17 protein-coding genes and 1 other RNA gene are annotated in these 15,083 nt (G+C 47.3%); 13 read left to right on the forward strand and 5 right to left on the reverse strand.

The features are described from left to right. Positions 1 to 12 precede the first annotated feature (12 nt). From HDCHBGLK_RS10880 to HDCHBGLK_RS10910, 7 genes are all read left to right on the forward strand, one after another. Positions 13 to 963 (forward strand): glycosyltransferase family 2 protein, encoded by a 951-nt coding sequence (locus tag HDCHBGLK_RS10880; protein WP_004605627.1) that lies wholly within the window; start codon positions 13 to 15, stop codon positions 961 to 963. After that, a complete protein-coding gene (locus tag HDCHBGLK_RS10885) occupies positions 960 to 3,512 on the forward strand; it encodes a YfhO family protein (RefSeq protein ID WP_004605628.1) in 2,553 nt (850 codons plus the stop codon). The genes HDCHBGLK_RS10880 and HDCHBGLK_RS10885 overlap by 4 nt, the downstream gene beginning before the upstream one ends. A gap of 72 nt (positions 3,513 to 3,584) precedes the next feature. Continuing rightward, positions 3,585 to 3,827: a preprotein translocase subunit SecG gene (secG, locus tag HDCHBGLK_RS10890; protein ID WP_004605629.1), complete on the forward strand. Its 243-nt coding sequence runs from the start codon at positions 3,585 to 3,587 to the stop codon at positions 3,825 to 3,827. A gap of 83 nt (positions 3,828 to 3,910) precedes the next feature. After that, positions 3,911 to 6,070: a ribonuclease R gene (rnr, locus tag HDCHBGLK_RS10895; protein ID WP_004605630.1), complete on the forward strand. Its 2,160-nt coding sequence runs from the start codon at positions 3,911 to 3,913 to the stop codon at positions 6,068 to 6,070. Continuing rightward, positions 6,051 to 6,518 carry an SsrA-binding protein SmpB gene (gene smpB, locus HDCHBGLK_RS10900; RefSeq protein WP_039909387.1) on the forward strand — a complete coding sequence of 156 codons (468 nt, stop codon included), beginning with the start codon at positions 6,051 to 6,053 and terminating at the stop codon, positions 6,516 to 6,518. Before rnr ends, smpB begins: the two co-directional genes overlap by 20 nt. A gap of 10 nt (positions 6,519 to 6,528) precedes the next feature. Then, a complete protein-coding gene (locus HDCHBGLK_RS10905) occupies positions 6,529 to 6,771 on the forward strand; it encodes a hypothetical protein (RefSeq protein WP_004605632.1) in 243 nt (80 codons plus the stop codon). Between the two features lie 29 nt (positions 6,772 to 6,800). Next, positions 6,801 to 7,355, forward strand: coding sequence for a zinc-ribbon domain-containing protein (locus HDCHBGLK_RS10910; protein ID WP_004605633.1), 555 nt, complete (start codon positions 6,801 to 6,803; stop codon positions 7,353 to 7,355). Positions 7,356 to 7,488: 133 nt separating this feature from the next. On the opposite strand, the gene HDCHBGLK_RS10915 is transcribed toward HDCHBGLK_RS10910, so the two are convergent. Next, on the reverse strand, positions 7,489 to 7,914 hold the full coding sequence (locus HDCHBGLK_RS10915) for an Hsp20/alpha crystallin family protein (protein WP_004605634.1): 426 nt from the start codon (positions 7,912 to 7,914) through the stop codon (positions 7,489 to 7,491). Positions 7,915 to 8,370: 456 nt separating this feature from the next. Between HDCHBGLK_RS10915 and ssrA the strand changes: the two genes are divergently transcribed. Then, positions 8,371 to 8,721, forward strand: a transfer-messenger RNA (tmRNA) gene (ssrA, locus tag HDCHBGLK_RS10920). 46 nt (positions 8,722 to 8,767) lie between these two features. On the opposite strand, the gene HDCHBGLK_RS10925 is transcribed toward ssrA, so the two are convergent. Further along, positions 8,768 to 9,298: a ferritin-like domain-containing protein gene (locus HDCHBGLK_RS10925; RefSeq protein ID WP_004605635.1), complete on the reverse strand. Its 531-nt coding sequence runs from the start codon at positions 9,296 to 9,298 to the stop codon at positions 8,768 to 8,770. Positions 9,299 to 9,584: 286 nt separating this feature from the next. Here HDCHBGLK_RS10925 and HDCHBGLK_RS10930 point away from each other — a divergent pair, with 286 nt between their 5' ends. Then, entirely contained in the window at positions 9,585 to 10,211 is a 627-nt protein-coding gene (locus tag HDCHBGLK_RS10930; protein ID WP_039909389.1) for a cytidylate kinase-like family protein, read from the forward strand. A gap of 100 nt (positions 10,212 to 10,311) precedes the next feature. On the opposite strand, the gene HDCHBGLK_RS10935 is transcribed toward HDCHBGLK_RS10930, so the two are convergent. Genes HDCHBGLK_RS10935 through HDCHBGLK_RS10945 form a run of 3 tightly spaced genes read right to left on the reverse strand, consistent with a single transcriptional unit; the run spans position 10,312 to position 11,334 of the window. Beyond that, on the reverse strand, positions 10,312 to 10,920 hold the full coding sequence (locus tag HDCHBGLK_RS10935) for a manganese catalase family protein (RefSeq protein WP_004605637.1): 609 nt from the start codon (positions 10,918 to 10,920) through the stop codon (positions 10,312 to 10,314). After that, on the reverse strand, positions 10,920 to 11,168 hold the full coding sequence (locus HDCHBGLK_RS10940) for a spore coat protein CotJB (RefSeq protein ID WP_004605638.1): 249 nt from the start codon (positions 11,166 to 11,168) through the stop codon (positions 10,920 to 10,922). The genes HDCHBGLK_RS10935 and HDCHBGLK_RS10940 overlap by 1 nt, the downstream gene beginning before the upstream one ends. Continuing rightward, positions 11,158 to 11,334 carry a spore coat associated protein CotJA gene (locus tag HDCHBGLK_RS10945; protein ID WP_009248694.1) on the reverse strand — a complete coding sequence of 59 codons (177 nt, stop codon included), beginning with the start codon at positions 11,332 to 11,334 and terminating at the stop codon, positions 11,158 to 11,160. The genes HDCHBGLK_RS10940 and HDCHBGLK_RS10945 overlap by 11 nt, the downstream gene beginning before the upstream one ends. Before the next feature lie 175 nt (positions 11,335 to 11,509). On the opposite strand from HDCHBGLK_RS10945, the gene HDCHBGLK_RS10950 reads away from it, so the two are divergent. The 4 genes from HDCHBGLK_RS10950 to hisF are packed head-to-tail and all read left to right on the forward strand — an operon-like array spanning position 11,510 to position 15,080. Continuing rightward, a complete protein-coding gene (locus HDCHBGLK_RS10950) occupies positions 11,510 to 12,190 on the forward strand; it encodes a response regulator transcription factor (RefSeq protein ID WP_004605640.1) in 681 nt (226 codons plus the stop codon). After that, entirely contained in the window at positions 12,190 to 13,656 is a 1,467-nt protein-coding gene (locus HDCHBGLK_RS10955; protein ID WP_039909390.1) for a sensor histidine kinase, read from the forward strand. The genes HDCHBGLK_RS10950 and HDCHBGLK_RS10955 overlap by 1 nt, the downstream gene beginning before the upstream one ends. Positions 13,657 to 13,698: 42 nt before the next feature. Next, positions 13,699 to 14,304 carry an imidazole glycerol phosphate synthase subunit HisH gene (gene hisH / locus HDCHBGLK_RS10960; protein ID WP_004605642.1) on the forward strand — a complete coding sequence of 202 codons (606 nt, stop codon included), beginning with the start codon at positions 13,699 to 13,701 and terminating at the stop codon, positions 14,302 to 14,304. A gap of 14 nt (positions 14,305 to 14,318) precedes the next feature. Then, positions 14,319 to 15,080 carry an imidazole glycerol phosphate synthase subunit HisF gene (hisF, locus tag HDCHBGLK_RS10965; protein ID WP_004605643.1) on the forward strand — a complete coding sequence of 254 codons (762 nt, stop codon included), beginning with the start codon at positions 14,319 to 14,321 and terminating at the stop codon, positions 15,078 to 15,080. The last annotated feature ends 3 nt before the right edge of the window (positions 15,081 to 15,083 follow it).

The raw sequence follows: 15,083 nt of genomic DNA on the forward strand, positions 1-15,083 counted from the left end.
GGAGGTGTTGATATGCATATGATTTCGGTAATCATACCATGTTTTAATGAAGAAGAGGCACTGCCGGTCTATTATGAAGCCATGACCAAAGTTATGGAACAGATGGATATGGCAGAATTCGAATTGCTATTTGTAGATGACGGTTCTACCGACCGCACGCTTGGAATATTAAAGAGTTTAAATAAAAGGGATGAACGGTGCAGGTATCTGTCCTTTTCCAGGAATTTTGGGAAAGAGGCGGCTATCTATGCCGGCCTTGGCAATGCGAAGGGGGATTATGTGGCCATTATGGATGTGGACTTGCAGGACCCTCCGTCGCTGCTGCCCAAGATGTACGAGATTTTGGAAAATGAAGAATATGACAGCGTGGCAACCAAGCGTTCCACTCGGACAGGAGAGCCAAAGATCCGGTCTTTCCTGTCCGAAAGTTTTTATAAGTTTATCAACCGGATCTCAAAGACGGAGATTGTAAATGGCGCGCGGGATTATCGGCTGATGAAGCGCAAGATGGTGGATGCGGTGTTGGAAATGAGCGAGTACAACCGTTTTTCGAAAGGCATCTTCCAATGGGTAGGATTCCGTACCAAGTGGCTGGAATATGAAAATGTTGAACGGGCGGCAGGGGAGACCAAATGGTCCATGCGCAAACTATTCCTGTATTCCCTGGAGGGAATTACCGGGTTCTCGGTGGCGCCGCTCTCCCTGGCCTCGATCGCGGGAGTTCTGTTCTGCCTGATATCGTTTTTGATGATCGTAGTAATAGTTGTTCGGACGCTGATCTGGGGAGACCCTGTATCAGGCTGGCCGTCCTTAGTGTGCATCATTTTTATGGTGGGCGGCATCCAGTTATTCTGTACGGGGATCGTAGGGCAGTATCTGTCTAAGACGTATCTGGAGACGAAGCACCGCCCAATATTCATTCTGAAGGATTCCAGCGAGGACAAGGACGGAGGGGCATTATGATCCGCTCCAGGCTGAAATGGTACGTGCTGTTTGCGGGAATCACGCTGCTTTTGTGCTGGGTGTTCGTGGGACAGTATGGCATTTTCGGCTCTAAGGTAGACTGGATCAGCCAGCACAGCGTAATTCCGGACTACTTCCGTCAGCAGTTTTATGAGACCGGCAGTCTATTCCCGGAATTTGCCATGAATCTTGGCGGCGGCCAGAACATATACAATTTTGCGTATTATGGGCTTTACAATCCGGTAATACTTCTATCCTATGCGCTTCCCTTTGTGAAGATGGGCGACTATGTGATGGCAGCCAGCATCATCAGCCTGATAGCGGCAGTCTGTCTTCTCTACGAGTGGCTGGATAAAAGAGGGTTTCAAAGAAGCGTCTGTGTCGCGGTAACGATGCTGTATCTGCTTGCTTCCCCTATGATATTTCATTCTTACAGCCAGGTGATGTTTGTCAATTATATGCCCTTTTTATGCATGGCATTTTTGGGGGTAGATGCTTATTTTGAAAAGAGAAGATGCGGGCTTTATATTGCAGGGGTATTCCTGATGATCATGAGTAGTTTCTATTTTAGCATTGGAGGAATGCTCTCTCTGGTAATATATGGGATGCATAGATATTTTGAGGCGAAGAGATTTGTATTTCGGACGTTCTTTAAGGATGGCATCCGGTTTCTCATGCCAATGCTGTCAGCCGTGCTTCTGGGCGGCCTCCTTTTGGTTCCGGCGGCTATGGCCCTTGGCGGAGGCAGGGGAGGAAAGGAAAGCATGAGTCTGGCATCCCTGTTGATGCCGCAGGCTCCGATATACCGTTTCGTATATACGCCTTATGGCATGGGCCTTACTACCATTGCCATAACCATGCTGATTACCAGCCTGACTTATAAAAGAACCAGCGAGCGAGTGCTTTCTTATGGATGCGCCCTGGTGTTTGCCATACCAATGTTCGCCTACCTTCTAAACGGAGGACTGTATATCCGCGACAAAGTATTCATTCCGTTTCTTCCGCTGATCTGCTACATGATGGCTGTCTACCTGAAGAAACTTGGAAATAGAGAGATTTCTTTTATAAAAGGGATAGCGCCTTACCTGATCACAATCCTGCTTTTATATCTGGGAAGAGGACAGGAAGAATACGAAGGATACTGGCAGTTTGTCATGGCGGATGGAATACTTATGGCGGTCCTGTTCGTTTTCTATTATTACAAGGACAGGAGGCTGCCGTCAGTATTAATCCTGATACCATCGCTTGCGTTTTTGATCCTGTTTAACGGAGTATTTCATAAGATATCCAGGCAGATTGAAGATGGGGATTTCTATCAGAAAGTTACGGATTCTAAGATTGCCCGGGAGATCGAAGAGATTCAAAAGGATGACCCGGGCTTCTACCGGATTGAGCAGGCGGGGGACGAAGAGGAGAATGCGGCTGACCTAAACCGGATCCACAGTATGGAGCAGAATGTTTCCTCCATCTATTCTTCGGCATATAACACAGCTTATGATGAATTCCGTAAGAAAACGTATCAGGTGGAGCAGCCGTATAGGAACAGCCTGATGCAGTCTGTCTCCCGGAATCCGCTATACCGTTCCTTTATGGGCGTCAGATACGTGATTGGGGATCAGGCACCGTTAGGATATGAACTGGTGAAGTCATCGGAAGGGGTGAAGATTTACCGGAACACCAAGGTTTCGCCTGTTGCCTATGCTACGAACCGTTATATATCCCGGAAGGAGTATGATAAACTGACATTTCCCTATAACCAGATGGCGCTTACGGAATATGCCGTGGTGGAGCAAGGCGTAGGGGAGCAGGAAGTCAAGGAGGCGGGACAGATGGCCGGAGGGGCAAAAGAGAAAGATTTTGCCATCCCGGAACTGAAAAGAGAATGCCTGAAGATTAAGAAAAATGCCAGCGGCTACCACATAGAGGCGGATAAGGCAGTCACGATAAAGGTTCCGATATCCGGGCCGGAAGAGGGAGACAACATCCTCTTTCTCCAATTCAAAGTCAACAATGGCCAACCCAATAAGGACGTGGCGATCTGGCTGGAAGGCGTAAGGAATAAGTTGTCTTCCAGAGAGCATGTCTACTATAATGGAAATACGACCTTTACCTATACAGTGGAACTGGCCCAGGGGCAGCAGGATGCCTCTTTGAAATTAGGAAAAGGGGTCTACGATATCACAGATATTACCTGCTATGGAATGAGTTGGGATGAAGAGGCCGGGAAGAATCTGTATCAGTCTGTGTTCGAGGCTGATAAGAAACGGACGAAAGGGAATCGGATTGCGGGAACTATCCAGGCGAAGGAAGATGAATATTTCATTACTACGATTCCATATGACAAAAACTTTGACGTTACGGTGGATGGGAAGAAGACCAGGGCCAGGAAGGTCAATACGGCATTTCTCGGATTTCCCATAAGCGAAGGACAACATCAGATCGAGATTGTCTATCATGCCCCGGGCGCTGGCTTTGGTAAGTTCCTGTCGCTTTTGGGGGCTTTCATGGCAGCAGCCCTGGTGATCACATCCAGAATCTTCCTTAAATAGCCCAGATTTTCCTTGCTATATCTTGTCTCCTGTGCTAGAATAAATATGGTTTATCCGCAGGAGGTGTAAAAAGTGGAGATAGTAAAGACGATTTTAATGATCATATTTGCAATAGACTGTATCGCGTTAACGGCAATCGTGTTATTGCAGGAAGGTAAGTCAGCGGGGCTTGGTACCATCAGCGGTATGGCTGATACTTACTGGGGGCGGAACAAAGGCCGTTCTATGGAGGGCGCGCTGGTGAAGTCAACGAAGTTCCTGGCGATTCTGTTTATTGTACTGGCAGCAGTGTTGAATTTAAAAGTATTTGCATAAGATAAAGCATATTTTTATGAGAATGGTGGGACACTCCTGTATGGGAGTGTCTCTTTGTATATAAGATGGAGGACTTGTAAGAGATGGACAAGACAATTGAAAAAAGAAAAAAGGTCATCTATGACTTGATCTGTGATGATTTATACGTGCCAATGAAGTTCAAAGAACTTGCCATGCTTCTGCAGGTTCCAAAAGATCAGAGGAATGAATTCAGGGAGATTCTTGAGACCCTGGAGGCAGAAGGCAAGATCTACCTTTCACAGAAAGGAAAGTACTTAAAAGGAGAGGCTAAGAGGATTCAGGGCGTTTATCGGGCCAGCCTGAAAGGGTTTGGATTCGTTACGGTTCCAGGTGAGGCTTCAGACATATTTGTGGCGGAAGAAGATGCGGGCGGGGCTTTTGAAGGCGACCAGGTAGAACTCGTCATAACGAAGGAGCCTCAGGGCAGAAGCCGGGAAGGCAAGATCGTAAGAATCCTCTCCAGAGGAATCACCCATCTGGTAGGGCTGTATCAGGGGAACCCGAATAAGAGTTTTGGATTCGTCAAGCCTGATAACCAGAAGTTTCCGCATGATATCTTTGTGCCAGTGGAGAAGGCCAATGGCGCTGTGCAAGGGCATAAAGTCGTGGTGGAATTGACTTCTTACGGCGGACCGCAAAAGAAGCCTGAGGGGAAAGTGGTTGAAATTATCGGCCATATCAATGATCCTGGCACAGACATCCTGTCGATCGTGAAGGGATATGATCTGCCGGTGGAATTCTCGGAAAAGATATTAAACCAGGCGCAGCGTGCGGCCAGAGACGTATCCGATGCCGACAGGGCAGGGAGAAAGGATATCCGGGACTGGCAGATGGTGACGATCGACGGAGAGGATGCCAAGGATCTGGATGACGCAGTATCCGTGGTTAAGAATGGGGAGAACTATATCCTGGGGGTTCATATCGCGGATGTGACCAACTATGTCCAGGAGAACAGCGCAATCGACCGGGAGGCGCTTGAGCGGGGTACCAGCGTGTATCTGGTAGACCGGGTAATCCCGATGCTGCCCCATGCCCTTTCCAATGGCATCTGCTCTTTGAATGCGGGAGAGGACAGGTTGGCCCTCAGCTGCATCATGACGGTAAATCCTAAGGGCATGGTGATAGCCCATGAGATAGCGGAGACCGTCATTCATGTGGACGAAAGAATGAGTTATACAAGCGTCAAGAAGATTCTGGAGGACCGGGACGCAAACGAGATAAAAAGGTATGAGAAGCTGGTGCCTATGTTTGAACGGATGCAAGAACTTTCTGGCATCCTGCGGGAACAGAGGAAAAGGCGGGGATCGATTGATTTCGACTTCCCGGAGACGAAGATGGTGCTGGATGAGAATGGAAAGCCAGTGGAAATCCGTCCATACGAGCGGAATGTAGCAACCAAGATGATTGAGGATTTCATGCTTCTTGCCAACGAGACGGTGGCGGAAGATTATTTCTGGCAGGAACTTCCTTTCGTTTACCGTACCCATGAGGCGCCGGATGACGATAAGATCCGCACGCTGGCGACATTTATCAATAATTTTGGATATTCTATGCATGTGGGAGCCAACGAAGTAAAGCCTAAGGAAGTGCAGAAACTGCTGGGCAAGGTGGAGGGGACTCCTGAGGAGGCCCTGATCAGCAGACTGGCGCTTCGTTCTATGAAGCAGGCCAGATATACGCCGGAGAATACCGGGCATTTTGGCCTTGCTGCCAATTATTATACGCATTTCACCTCGCCGATCAGGCGTTATCCAGATCTTCAGATCCACCGGATCATCAAGGATAATCTGCGGGGGCGGATGGACGCAAAGAGAATAGAGCATTACCAGGGGATACTCCCGGAAGTGACCAAGCACTCCAGCGAGATGGAGCGCAGGGCAGACGAGGCCGAGCGTGAAACCATCAAGCTTAAAAAGGTAGAGTATATGCAGGCGCATATCGGAGAAGTGTTTGAAGGCGTGATATCCAGCATTACAAAATGGGGAATGTATGTAGAACTCCCTAATACGGTCGAAGGCCTGGTTCATGTCATCAACATGGTGGATGACCATTACGAGTATCAGCAGGAGCGGTACGAGATGGTGGGAACCCGCAGGCATAAGGTATATAAGCTGGGCCAGAAGATATCCGTCCGCGTAATGGATGCGGACAGGCTTCTTAGGACCATTGATTTTGAGATTGCAGATGAAGGAGAGTTGGAAGATGGCGAAGATGAATGGTAAGATGATAGCCAATAATAAGAAGGCATACCATGATTATTTCATTCTGGAGAACTATGAGGCCGGCATTGCCCTGCATGGGACTGAAGTAAAGTCCCTCCGCATGGGCAAATGCAGCATCAAAGAGGCATTTATCCGCGTTGAGAATGGCGAGGTATATATCTATGGAATGCATATCAGCCCTTATGAAAAGGGAAATATATTCAATAAAGATCCTTTGCGGGTACGCAAGCTTCTCTTACATAAGTCGGAGATCAATAAACTTCTTGGCAAGACTAAGGAGAAGGGTATTGCAATTGTGCCTCTTAAGGTGTACTTTAAAGGAAGCCTGGTAAAAGTCGAGATTGGGCTTGCAAAAGGCAAGAAACTATATGACAAGAGACAGGATATTGCCAGGAAGGACCAGCAAAGGGAAGCGCAGAGAGACTTCAAGGTCCGGAATCTGGGTTAGGAGGAAGAAGATGGTACCTAGAAGCAAGGAAGAATTAAGAAATATGGTTTCTCAGACGACAATAGAGACTTACGAAGAACTGACTCCCCAACTGATACAATTGATCGACCAGACCAAGCATGATGAATCATTGACGGAGGCCCAGAAGCAGGACGAGATATCCTTGCACATGATGGGATATATAAAGTCATGCACCAATGAAATCATAATCGAAGTTCTTGCTGAGATATTGGGATTGGAAGATTCACAATAAATATACTAGAAGAAAAAGGAGAAATAGAAATGGCTTATTGTGTAAAATGTGGAGCGAAAGTGAACGACGGTGTGCAATACTGCCCGCAGTGCGGCGCAAAGATTCCGGTGATGCCGGGGGCAGGCCAGCAGCAGGACAGCCAGCAGGATTATTCATATCAGCAGAATGGCCAGCAGGGCTATACATACCAGCAGAACAGTCAGCAAGGCTATACAGGCCAGCAAGGGAAATTCTTCCAGCAGGAGGATGTACGCCAGAATAAGGTAATGGGGGTCTTGTCATATCTCGGAATTTTGGTATTCGTACCGCTTATTGCTGGAAATAAGCAGTCTCCCTATGTTAGATTCCATACCAATCAGGGACTGGTGCTTTTCATTGCGTCTGTAATTGTAGAACTGCTGGACGGCAGATGGATCTGGGGATTCCATTCTATGATCAATTTCGGGGGCAGCTGGTTTTCCTGGATCTTTGACATCTGCAGCCTGGTATTGTTTGTATTTATGATCGTTGGAATTGTGTATGCATGCAAAGGAGAAAGAAAAGAATTGCCGGTGATCGGCCAGATAAAAATATTAAAGAATTAAGGCTTGAAAATCAAGGCAGCCGCCATCAATCAGATGATGCGCGGCTGCCTTTTTATATTAATATTCAGGATGTTTATATGAAAAAGGGGAAATTCCCCTGAGAGCGTGGGACCTGGTCCCTCTATATTAAAAGTTATTCAATCGTAATTAATTTTGGCTGCTCTTCCTGCTTCTGAATCTCTTTCGGGAACTGAAGCCTGAGGATTCCATCTTTAAATGCTGCCTTAATGTCCTCCTGAGTCAGGGCATCGCCTACATAAAAACTTCTGTTGCAAGTTCCGGTATAGCGTTCCTTGTGGATGCAGTTTCCTTTGGCATCCTTTTCTTCCTTGGATTCGCTCTTATTGGCGGTGATTGTAAGATAGCCGTCTTTTAAGTCTGCCTTAATGTCTTCTTTGGCATATCCCGGAAGTTCCATCTCTATAATGTAACTGCCATCCTTGTCATGAATGTCTGTCTTCATGATCTGTGAAGATGAGTTGTCATATGGACGGGTAAAGAATGGATCCTTGAACATATCATCGAATAAATTGTTAAAACCTCTGTTTGCAAGTAACATAAGTCATTCCTCCTTGATTTATCTTTATTTTTGATTTGTTTTATTTGTTATAGTTATTATATAACACGAATTGTTAGCACTGTCAAGTATTGAGTGCTAAAAATATAGAAAAATTTTTGGGATTTCGTCTTTGATAGTCATGAGGGCTTTACAAGAGCCTTTCGCAGACAATTTGGAATGAGTCCAAACGAATAAAAGAAAACCACGCCGCCTATTCCGGAAGAATATAAGGAATTCTAAGCGGTATGGGTCCCGGCATACAGGCGCAGGGAAGAATATGTGCCATCGGACTAGGCGAAGGCAGAAGAGTATGATAGAATGCCCTGCTTCTTGCATATTGCGCGGTTTCGCTGGTGATATAAGGAAATTGGGATTAAGATTTGACATTTGGGGCAATGCTATATATAATGATAACGGCAAGAGATGTCTGCGAGCCAGTAGTACAGCGAATGATCAGGGCTTGTACTGGTTTCGACGGGGGTCTGGAAGTTGGAGAAGCCATCCGTAGCGGGACACTACGTTAAAAGTTCCAATTAAATATAAACGCAGACAATAGAGAATTAGCGTACGCTGCCTAATTAGGCGGCAGTCGGCCCCGGATCTTCCGCCGTCTGGGTCACCGGCTTCAAACAGGCGGAGCACTTCGTTTCCAAAGCTTTGAGGGAATGGAAGAACTTATGAAGCTACTAAAGTCGGCAGCCTGTCATTAGGCGGCTGATGGAGGGAATGTCAATATAATGACTGTGATGGGAGATGCTTTGATGGATGGGCTTTCGGACGCGGGTTCAACTCCCGCCAGGTCCACTAAAAAACGCCGTAGTTACGGCGCTTTTTTTATGTAATAATATAAGCATTAGATCTGAGCCAGGAAATCACTAAAGATCTTGCAATGCAGTTCCTCATCAAGCGACAGCCGGGCAAGCATCTTCGATACAAGCGGATCCTTGATTTCTTGCGCCTGTTTTGCATATGCCTTGGCGGCAAACCGCTCAGATTCGGCATTCTTAGACAACAGCGTCTGAACGTCGCAGCTATAGTCTACCATATCGCCGCACCAGTACGATTCGGGATCTGAGGAGCGGCATTCCGGCTGAGCCCCAAGCAGGGTGATGAGTTGGCCGAGTATGGAGAAATGATGCTGTTCCACTACGGCCATCCGTTGGATCAGCCGCCGGATGCCTTGATAATCGTTGCTGATCGTCCAGGACTGGAACAGGTATTGGTGCACGGTCGTCATCTCGCTGGCAGCAGAGGCAAAGTCAGGCATAAGAATATGCGCATAACGCAAGTTCTTTTCCGAGACAGCGACGTTAGGATACCAATTGGAGTGAATGACTGGAATAGAGTTTGGATTTGCGTGGATATTGTATCGAATATTGCTCATAATACATCCTCCTAAAAATCTATTAATATAATTACCACTTTATGAAATATGGCGTGAGTATAGAACCGGCCGGCCAACACCATTAGTAAAGGCGTAAGAGGGCTTGAGTCTGAAGAATGCCGGAATATGGATGTAACTATGCTTCGATATATGCTTGACAGTTATCTGGATCTTAGGTTCTGAAAGTGCAGGGATTACATTTAGATTGGAATTTTATGGAATTCAGGGTATACTATAGATAGGAACAATAATCGGTGCAGCAGGAATGAGGAAGGGAGTGGGCAGTATGACAGAAAATGTAATTATTACGATTGGACGCCAGTACGGAAGCGGAGGACGGGAAATTGGGATCCGGCTTGCCAAAAAACTGGAGATTCCTCTCTATGACCACAATCTGGTGGCAATGGCGGCGAAGGAACTGGGCATCAGCGAAAAGGAAGCCAAGGAAGCCGATGAGACGGCTCTGGAAGGATTTCTGTCCTCCTATATAGTAGGCCCCGGCGATTATACGGCCTATATGAATGCGGAAGACTATATGCGACCCTTAAGCGACCGGGTATACCGCACGCAGTCTGAGATCATAAAGAGGCTGGCAGACAGAAGTCCCTGCGTCATCGTCGGACGGTGTGCGGATTATATCTTAAGCGACTGCCCCAAATGCATCAGCGTATTCATCTGCGCGGATAAAGAAGACAGAATCCGCAGAATAGCGGCCCTCAGAGATCTGCCTGAGAGAAAGGCGGCAGAAAAGATTAAGAAGGTTGACAGGGAGAGAAGATATTATTACGAGTCCAATACCGGAGAAGAGTGGGGCAAATCAGGCACATACCAGGTGGTATTGAATGTAAGCCTGACCGGTATCGATAAGGCGGTGGATATGCTGGCTGCCCTGTTTAATGGGCTATGTGATTAGTAGGCATATTGGCGCCTGCCGCTTGCTTAAGACAGATGTCATGCAAAAAGGAACTGCTGCTTATTCTGCGGCAGTTCCTTTTGAAGTTGTGGATGGTCTGCTAACCAAAAAGTTTCTTGTCGAACTCCGGATTTGCATAATAATAGTTCTTTGCATCCAGTCTGTCCTTGGTCTTTTCCAATGCTTCTCCGAAACGCTGGAAGTGAACCACCTCTCTTGCGCGTAAGAACCGGATCGGATCTTTGATCTCCGGATCATCAACGACTCTTAAGATATTGTCATAAGTGGTCCTTGCCTTCTGCTCGGCAGCCAAGTCTTCGAACAAGTCAGTGATTGCATCGCCTTTGGATTGGAATTCGCAGGCATTAAATGGAATTCCGCCTGCAGCTTGCGGCCATAATCCGGAAGTATGATCGATGTAATAAGCATCAAATCCTGCTGTCTTAGCATCTTCCAGAGACATATCCTTGGTCAGCTGATAGATGATCGCGCAGACAATCTCCAGATGCGCCAGTTCCTCCGTACCGATATCGGTCAGAAGTCCGGCTACTTCCTTGCATGGCATGGTGTAACGCTGGGAAAGATATCTCATAGAGGCAGCTAATTCGCCGTCGGGCCCGCCAAACTGACTGATGATCAATTGTGCTGTCTTAGGGCAGGTCTTTGATATCTTAACCGGGTATTGCAGTCGTTTTTCATAAGTCCACATTAAATATGCCCTCCTTCCCAAGGAGTCGGCCCTTCCGCCCAGGAATGATATTCACATGAGCAGTCCAGAGTCAGAGGTCCGAATTCCTTCGCATATTTCTGCATCAGTTCCTTCCTCTTGGATGCGGCCTGCTGGAAATCAGACTTGGCGATTGAATCCATCGGATGGGTATCCAGATATAAGGTCAGGTCATTGAATACGAAACTGATCTCGTTGATCTTCTGCAGTAATGCATGTCTATCTTCCATCAATGCCACCTCCCATAAAGAAAGGAAGGTCCAGTTCCTTGAAGACCGTTCCTCTTGCTAAAGCCTCTTCAGGTTCATACAGCTGTCCATATATCTGCATGGGAATAGCAGCCATTGCCAGGACGCAAGTACATTCCTGACGGGTGTTCTGCTGGTTTTTGTCCATAAAGATCGACTCCTTTCTAGCCAAAGTGGCTTGTATATTGCTATACACTACTATTATCCCCGACGCAAGGCATGTTTTATGTTATAATATAAATGGTAATTTCACAAAGACGACATATTTCTTTGGTATGATTTAAGAAAAGTAATGGAACATCTTTGGATGGAGGTTATGTCATATGGAAAAAATTAAAATTTTGATCGTAGATGATGAGAGCAGGATGCGCAAGCTGGTAAAAGATTTCCTTGGGCGGGAAGGCTATCTCGTCCGGGAGGCAGGAGATGGCATGGAGGCCTTGGAAATCTTCTACGAGGAGAAGGATATTGCGCTGATCATCCTGGATGTCATGATGCCAAGGATGGACGGATGGCAGACTTGCAGGGAGATCCGGCAGTCTTCCCAAGTGCCGATCATCATGCTGACGGCCAGATCAGAGGAGCATGACGAATTGCAAGGATTCGAGCTGGGTGTGGATGAATATATCTCTAAGCCTTTCAGCCCGAAGATCCTGGTTGCCAGGGTAGAAGCGATTCTAAGGAGGTCTCACGCGATTGGAACAGGGGATGTGATCGATGCGGGCGGAATTATAATAGACAAGGCGGCCCATCAGGTTAAGATTGACGATACAGAGATTGATTTAAGTTTTAAAGAATTCGAACTCCTGGCCTACTTTGTAGAAAACCAGGGAATCGCCCTGTCCCGGGAGAAGATATTGAACAATGTGTGGAATTATGACTATTTCGGGGATGCAAGGACGATCGACACCCATGTAAAGAAGTTAAGAAGCAAGCTGGGCGACAAGGGAAACTATATCAAGACAATCTGGGGCATGGGTTATAAATTCGAGGTAGAGGCATGATGAAGCATTCAATCAAGCGGCAGATGATTACGGTCTTTATTGGCCTGCTGGCATCCATGGTCCTAGTGCTTCTGATCATTAACGTCAGTTTTCTGGAACCATATTATATCAGCAACAAAGAGACGCAATTTATAGATATGTATGAAAAACTAAGCCAGTGTATGGAGAAGGGCACGATGGAGGACAAGGAAGTGTCTGTGAAAATGATCCATTTGGCGGAGAAGAACAATATATCATTCCTGATCGTAAATGATACCACAGGAAAAGGATATACCAATGTCTATGACTCGGATATGCTAGTAAACCAGCTGAGAGGATATTCGCTGAACCAGGCGCAGAAGGGGAGCAAGATTCTGGAAAGCACAAAGGAGTATCAGATCAGCCAGTCTTTCGACCCGTGGAACCAGACGGATTATATAGAGATGTGGGGAAGTTTTGACGACGGAAGCAGATTCCTGCTGCGCAGCCCGCTGGAAAGCATCAAAGAAAGCGCCGCCGTTTCCAACCGATTCCTGATCTATATTGGCAGCCTTCTGATTCTGATATCCGTGGTTCTTGTATGGTACTTTTCGAAGCGGCTTACAGATCCGATTCTGGAACTGGCGGTCCTGTCCGAGAAGATGGCAGATCTGGATTTTGACGCCAAGTATACCAGTGGAGGCAGCAATGAGATTGGGGAATTAGGAGCCAATTTTAACCGAATGTCAGAGCGGCTTGAGAGCACTATATCTGAACTGAAAAAGGCAAATAACCGTTTGCTGGAAGATATTGAGCAGAAGGATAAGCTGGAGAAGATGCGCAACGAGTTCCTGGGAAATGTCTCCCATGAATTAAAGACGCCTATCGCCCTGATCCAGGGATATGCGGAAGGGCTGAGGGAAGGAGTCAATGAAGACGCGGAAAGCAGGGAATTCTACTGTGACGTCATCATGGATGAAGCGGCGAAGATGAACCAGATGGTTAAGAATCTGCTGACGCTGAATCAGCTGGAGTTTGGCGATGAAGACATCGTGTTCGAGCGGTTTGATCTGACGGAACTTGTAAGAGGCGTTATCCAGAGCATGGAGATCCTTGCCCAGCAGGCGGAGGCAAAGGTCATCTTCCGGCAGCAGGAGCCAGTGTATGTGTGGGCGGATGAATTCAAGGCAGAGCAGGTAGTACGCAACTATATGAGCAATGCCTTCCATCATGTGGGAGGTGAGAAGGTAGTAGAGGTCAAGATGCTCTCAGATGGGGAGAAGGCAAGAGTAAGCGTATTTAATACAGGCGCTCCGATCCCGGAGGAAGATGTTGCGCATATCTGGGACAAGTTTTATAAGGTAGATAAGGCACATACCAGGGAATATGGAGGGAATGGCATCGGCTTGTCGATTGTAAAGGCGATCATGGAGTCTCTTCACCAGAAGTACGGATTGAATAATTATGACAATGGTGTTGAATTCTGGTTCGAACTTGATGTAAAATAAAACGATACACTATACCGTACCAAAGAAAGGCAGGTCAGTACATTGATAGCAATAATAGATTATGATGCCGGCAATATTAAGAGCGTGGAAAAAGCGCTGCAGCTTTTGAACCAGAAAGTAGTCATCACCAGAGAGCGGGATGCGATTTTGAAGGCGGACAAGGTAATTCTTCCGGGAGTGGGCTCCTTTGGAGACGCGATGGGGAAACTGCGCCAGTATGGGCTGGTGGAAGTGATAGAGGAAGTAGTAAGGCGCGGGACGCCGTTTCTCGGCATCTGCCTGGGGCTCCAGCTGCTATTTGAGAGAAGCGACGAGGCGCCGCAGATAGAAGGCCTTGGCATTCTGAAGGGGGAGATTCTTCGCATTCCGGATGGCGATGGGCTTAAGATTCCGCATATGGGATGGAATTCCCTGAGATTCCCGAATCAGGGAAGGCTTTTCAAAGGCCTGCCCGAAGAGCCGTACGTATATTTCGTACATTCTTACTATCTTAAGGCAAAAGAGGAGGAGATCGTGACGGCTACCACCGAGTATGGCACTTTGATTCACGCTTCTGTGGAGAAAGGCAATGTATTCGCCTGCCAGTTCCATCCGGAGAAAAGCAGCGATACAGGAATCCAGATACTTAAGAATTTTGTGGAACTATAGACGGAGGAGAGCGTATGCATACAAAAAGAATCATTCCCTGCCTGGACGTGAATAACGGACGCGTAGTAAAGGGCGTAAATTTTGTGGACTTGAAGGATGCCGGAGACCCGGTGGAGATTGGAAAGGCCTATGATAAGGCGGGGGCAGATGAACTGGTATTTTTGGATATCACGGCAACATCCGATGCAAGGGGAACGGTCGTGGACATGGTACGCAAAGTAGCGGAGACGGTGTTTATACCATTTACTGTAGGAGGGGGAATCCGTACGGTTGAGGATTTCAAGATGCTGCTCAGGGAAGGCGCAGATAAGATCTCTATCAATTCTTCGGCCATTAATACCCCAAGGCTTATCTCGGACGCGGCAGACAAGTTCGGCAGCCAGTGCGTGGTGGTGGCGATCGATGCCAAGAAAAGACCCGATGACAGCGGATGGAACATCTATAAAAATGGGGGACGTATCGATGTGGGCATTGACGCGCTGGAATGGGCAAGGAAGGTCGAGAGCCTGGGAGCCGGAGAGATTCTTCTCACTAGCATGGACTGTGACGGGACTAAGGCTGGCTATGACCTGGAACTGACCAGAGCCATTGCCGAGGCGGTTTCCATCCCGGTTATCGCGTCCGGCGGTGCAGGAACCATGGAACACTTTTATGGGGCTCTGACGGAAGGAAAAGCAGATGCGGCTCTTGCCGCTTCCCTGTTCCATTATAAAGAACTGGAGATCCGGGAGGTGAAGGAATATCTGCGGAATAAGGGCGTATCCGTACGCCTGTAGCAT

The organism is [Clostridium] scindens ATCC 35704, assembly GCF_004295125.1.
GTDB lineage: Bacteria > Bacillota > Clostridia > Lachnospirales > Lachnospiraceae > Clostridium_AP > Clostridium_AP scindens.

Excerpts from the sequence above, each read along its gene's own strand:
- HDCHBGLK_RS10950 (WP_004605640.1), top strand. The coding sequence starts at position 11,510 with ATGGAAAAAATTAAAATTTTGATCGTAGATGATGAGAGCAGGATGCGC.
- HDCHBGLK_RS10880 (WP_004605627.1), top strand. The coding sequence starts at position 13 with ATGCATATGATTTCGGTAATCATACCATGTTTTAATGAAGAAGAGGCA.
- HDCHBGLK_RS10915 (WP_004605634.1), bottom strand. The coding sequence starts at position 7,914 with ATGTTACTTGCAAACAGAGGTTTTAACAATTTATTCGATGATATGTTC.
- HDCHBGLK_RS10940 (WP_004605638.1), bottom strand. The coding sequence starts at position 11,168 with ATGGAAGATAGACATGCATTACTGCAGAAGATCAACGAGATCAGTTTC.
- HDCHBGLK_RS10935 (WP_004605637.1), bottom strand. The coding sequence starts at position 10,920 with ATGTGGACTTATGAAAAACGACTGCAATACCCGGTTAAGATATCAAAG.
- HDCHBGLK_RS10945 (WP_009248694.1), bottom strand. The coding sequence starts at position 11,334 with ATGGACAAAAACCAGCAGAACACCCGTCAGGAATGTACTTGCGTCCTG.
- HDCHBGLK_RS10885 (WP_004605628.1), top strand. The coding sequence starts at position 960 with ATGATCCGCTCCAGGCTGAAATGGTACGTGCTGTTTGCGGGAATCACG.
- smpB (WP_039909387.1), top strand. The coding sequence starts at position 6,051 with ATGGCGAAGATGAATGGTAAGATGATAGCCAATAATAAGAAGGCATAC.
- HDCHBGLK_RS10955 (WP_039909390.1), top strand. The coding sequence starts at position 12,190 with ATGAAGCATTCAATCAAGCGGCAGATGATTACGGTCTTTATTGGCCTG.
- HDCHBGLK_RS10910 (WP_004605633.1), top strand. The coding sequence starts at position 6,801 with ATGGCTTATTGTGTAAAATGTGGAGCGAAAGTGAACGACGGTGTGCAA.
- hisF (WP_004605643.1), top strand. The coding sequence starts at position 14,319 with ATGCATACAAAAAGAATCATTCCCTGCCTGGACGTGAATAACGGACGC.
- HDCHBGLK_RS10930 (WP_039909389.1), top strand. The coding sequence starts at position 9,585 with ATGACAGAAAATGTAATTATTACGATTGGACGCCAGTACGGAAGCGGA.
- rnr (WP_004605630.1), top strand. The coding sequence starts at position 3,911 with ATGGACAAGACAATTGAAAAAAGAAAAAAGGTCATCTATGACTTGATC.
- HDCHBGLK_RS10905 (WP_004605632.1), top strand. The coding sequence starts at position 6,529 with ATGGTACCTAGAAGCAAGGAAGAATTAAGAAATATGGTTTCTCAGACG.
- HDCHBGLK_RS10925 (WP_004605635.1), bottom strand. The coding sequence starts at position 9,298 with ATGAGCAATATTCGATACAATATCCACGCAAATCCAAACTCTATTCCA.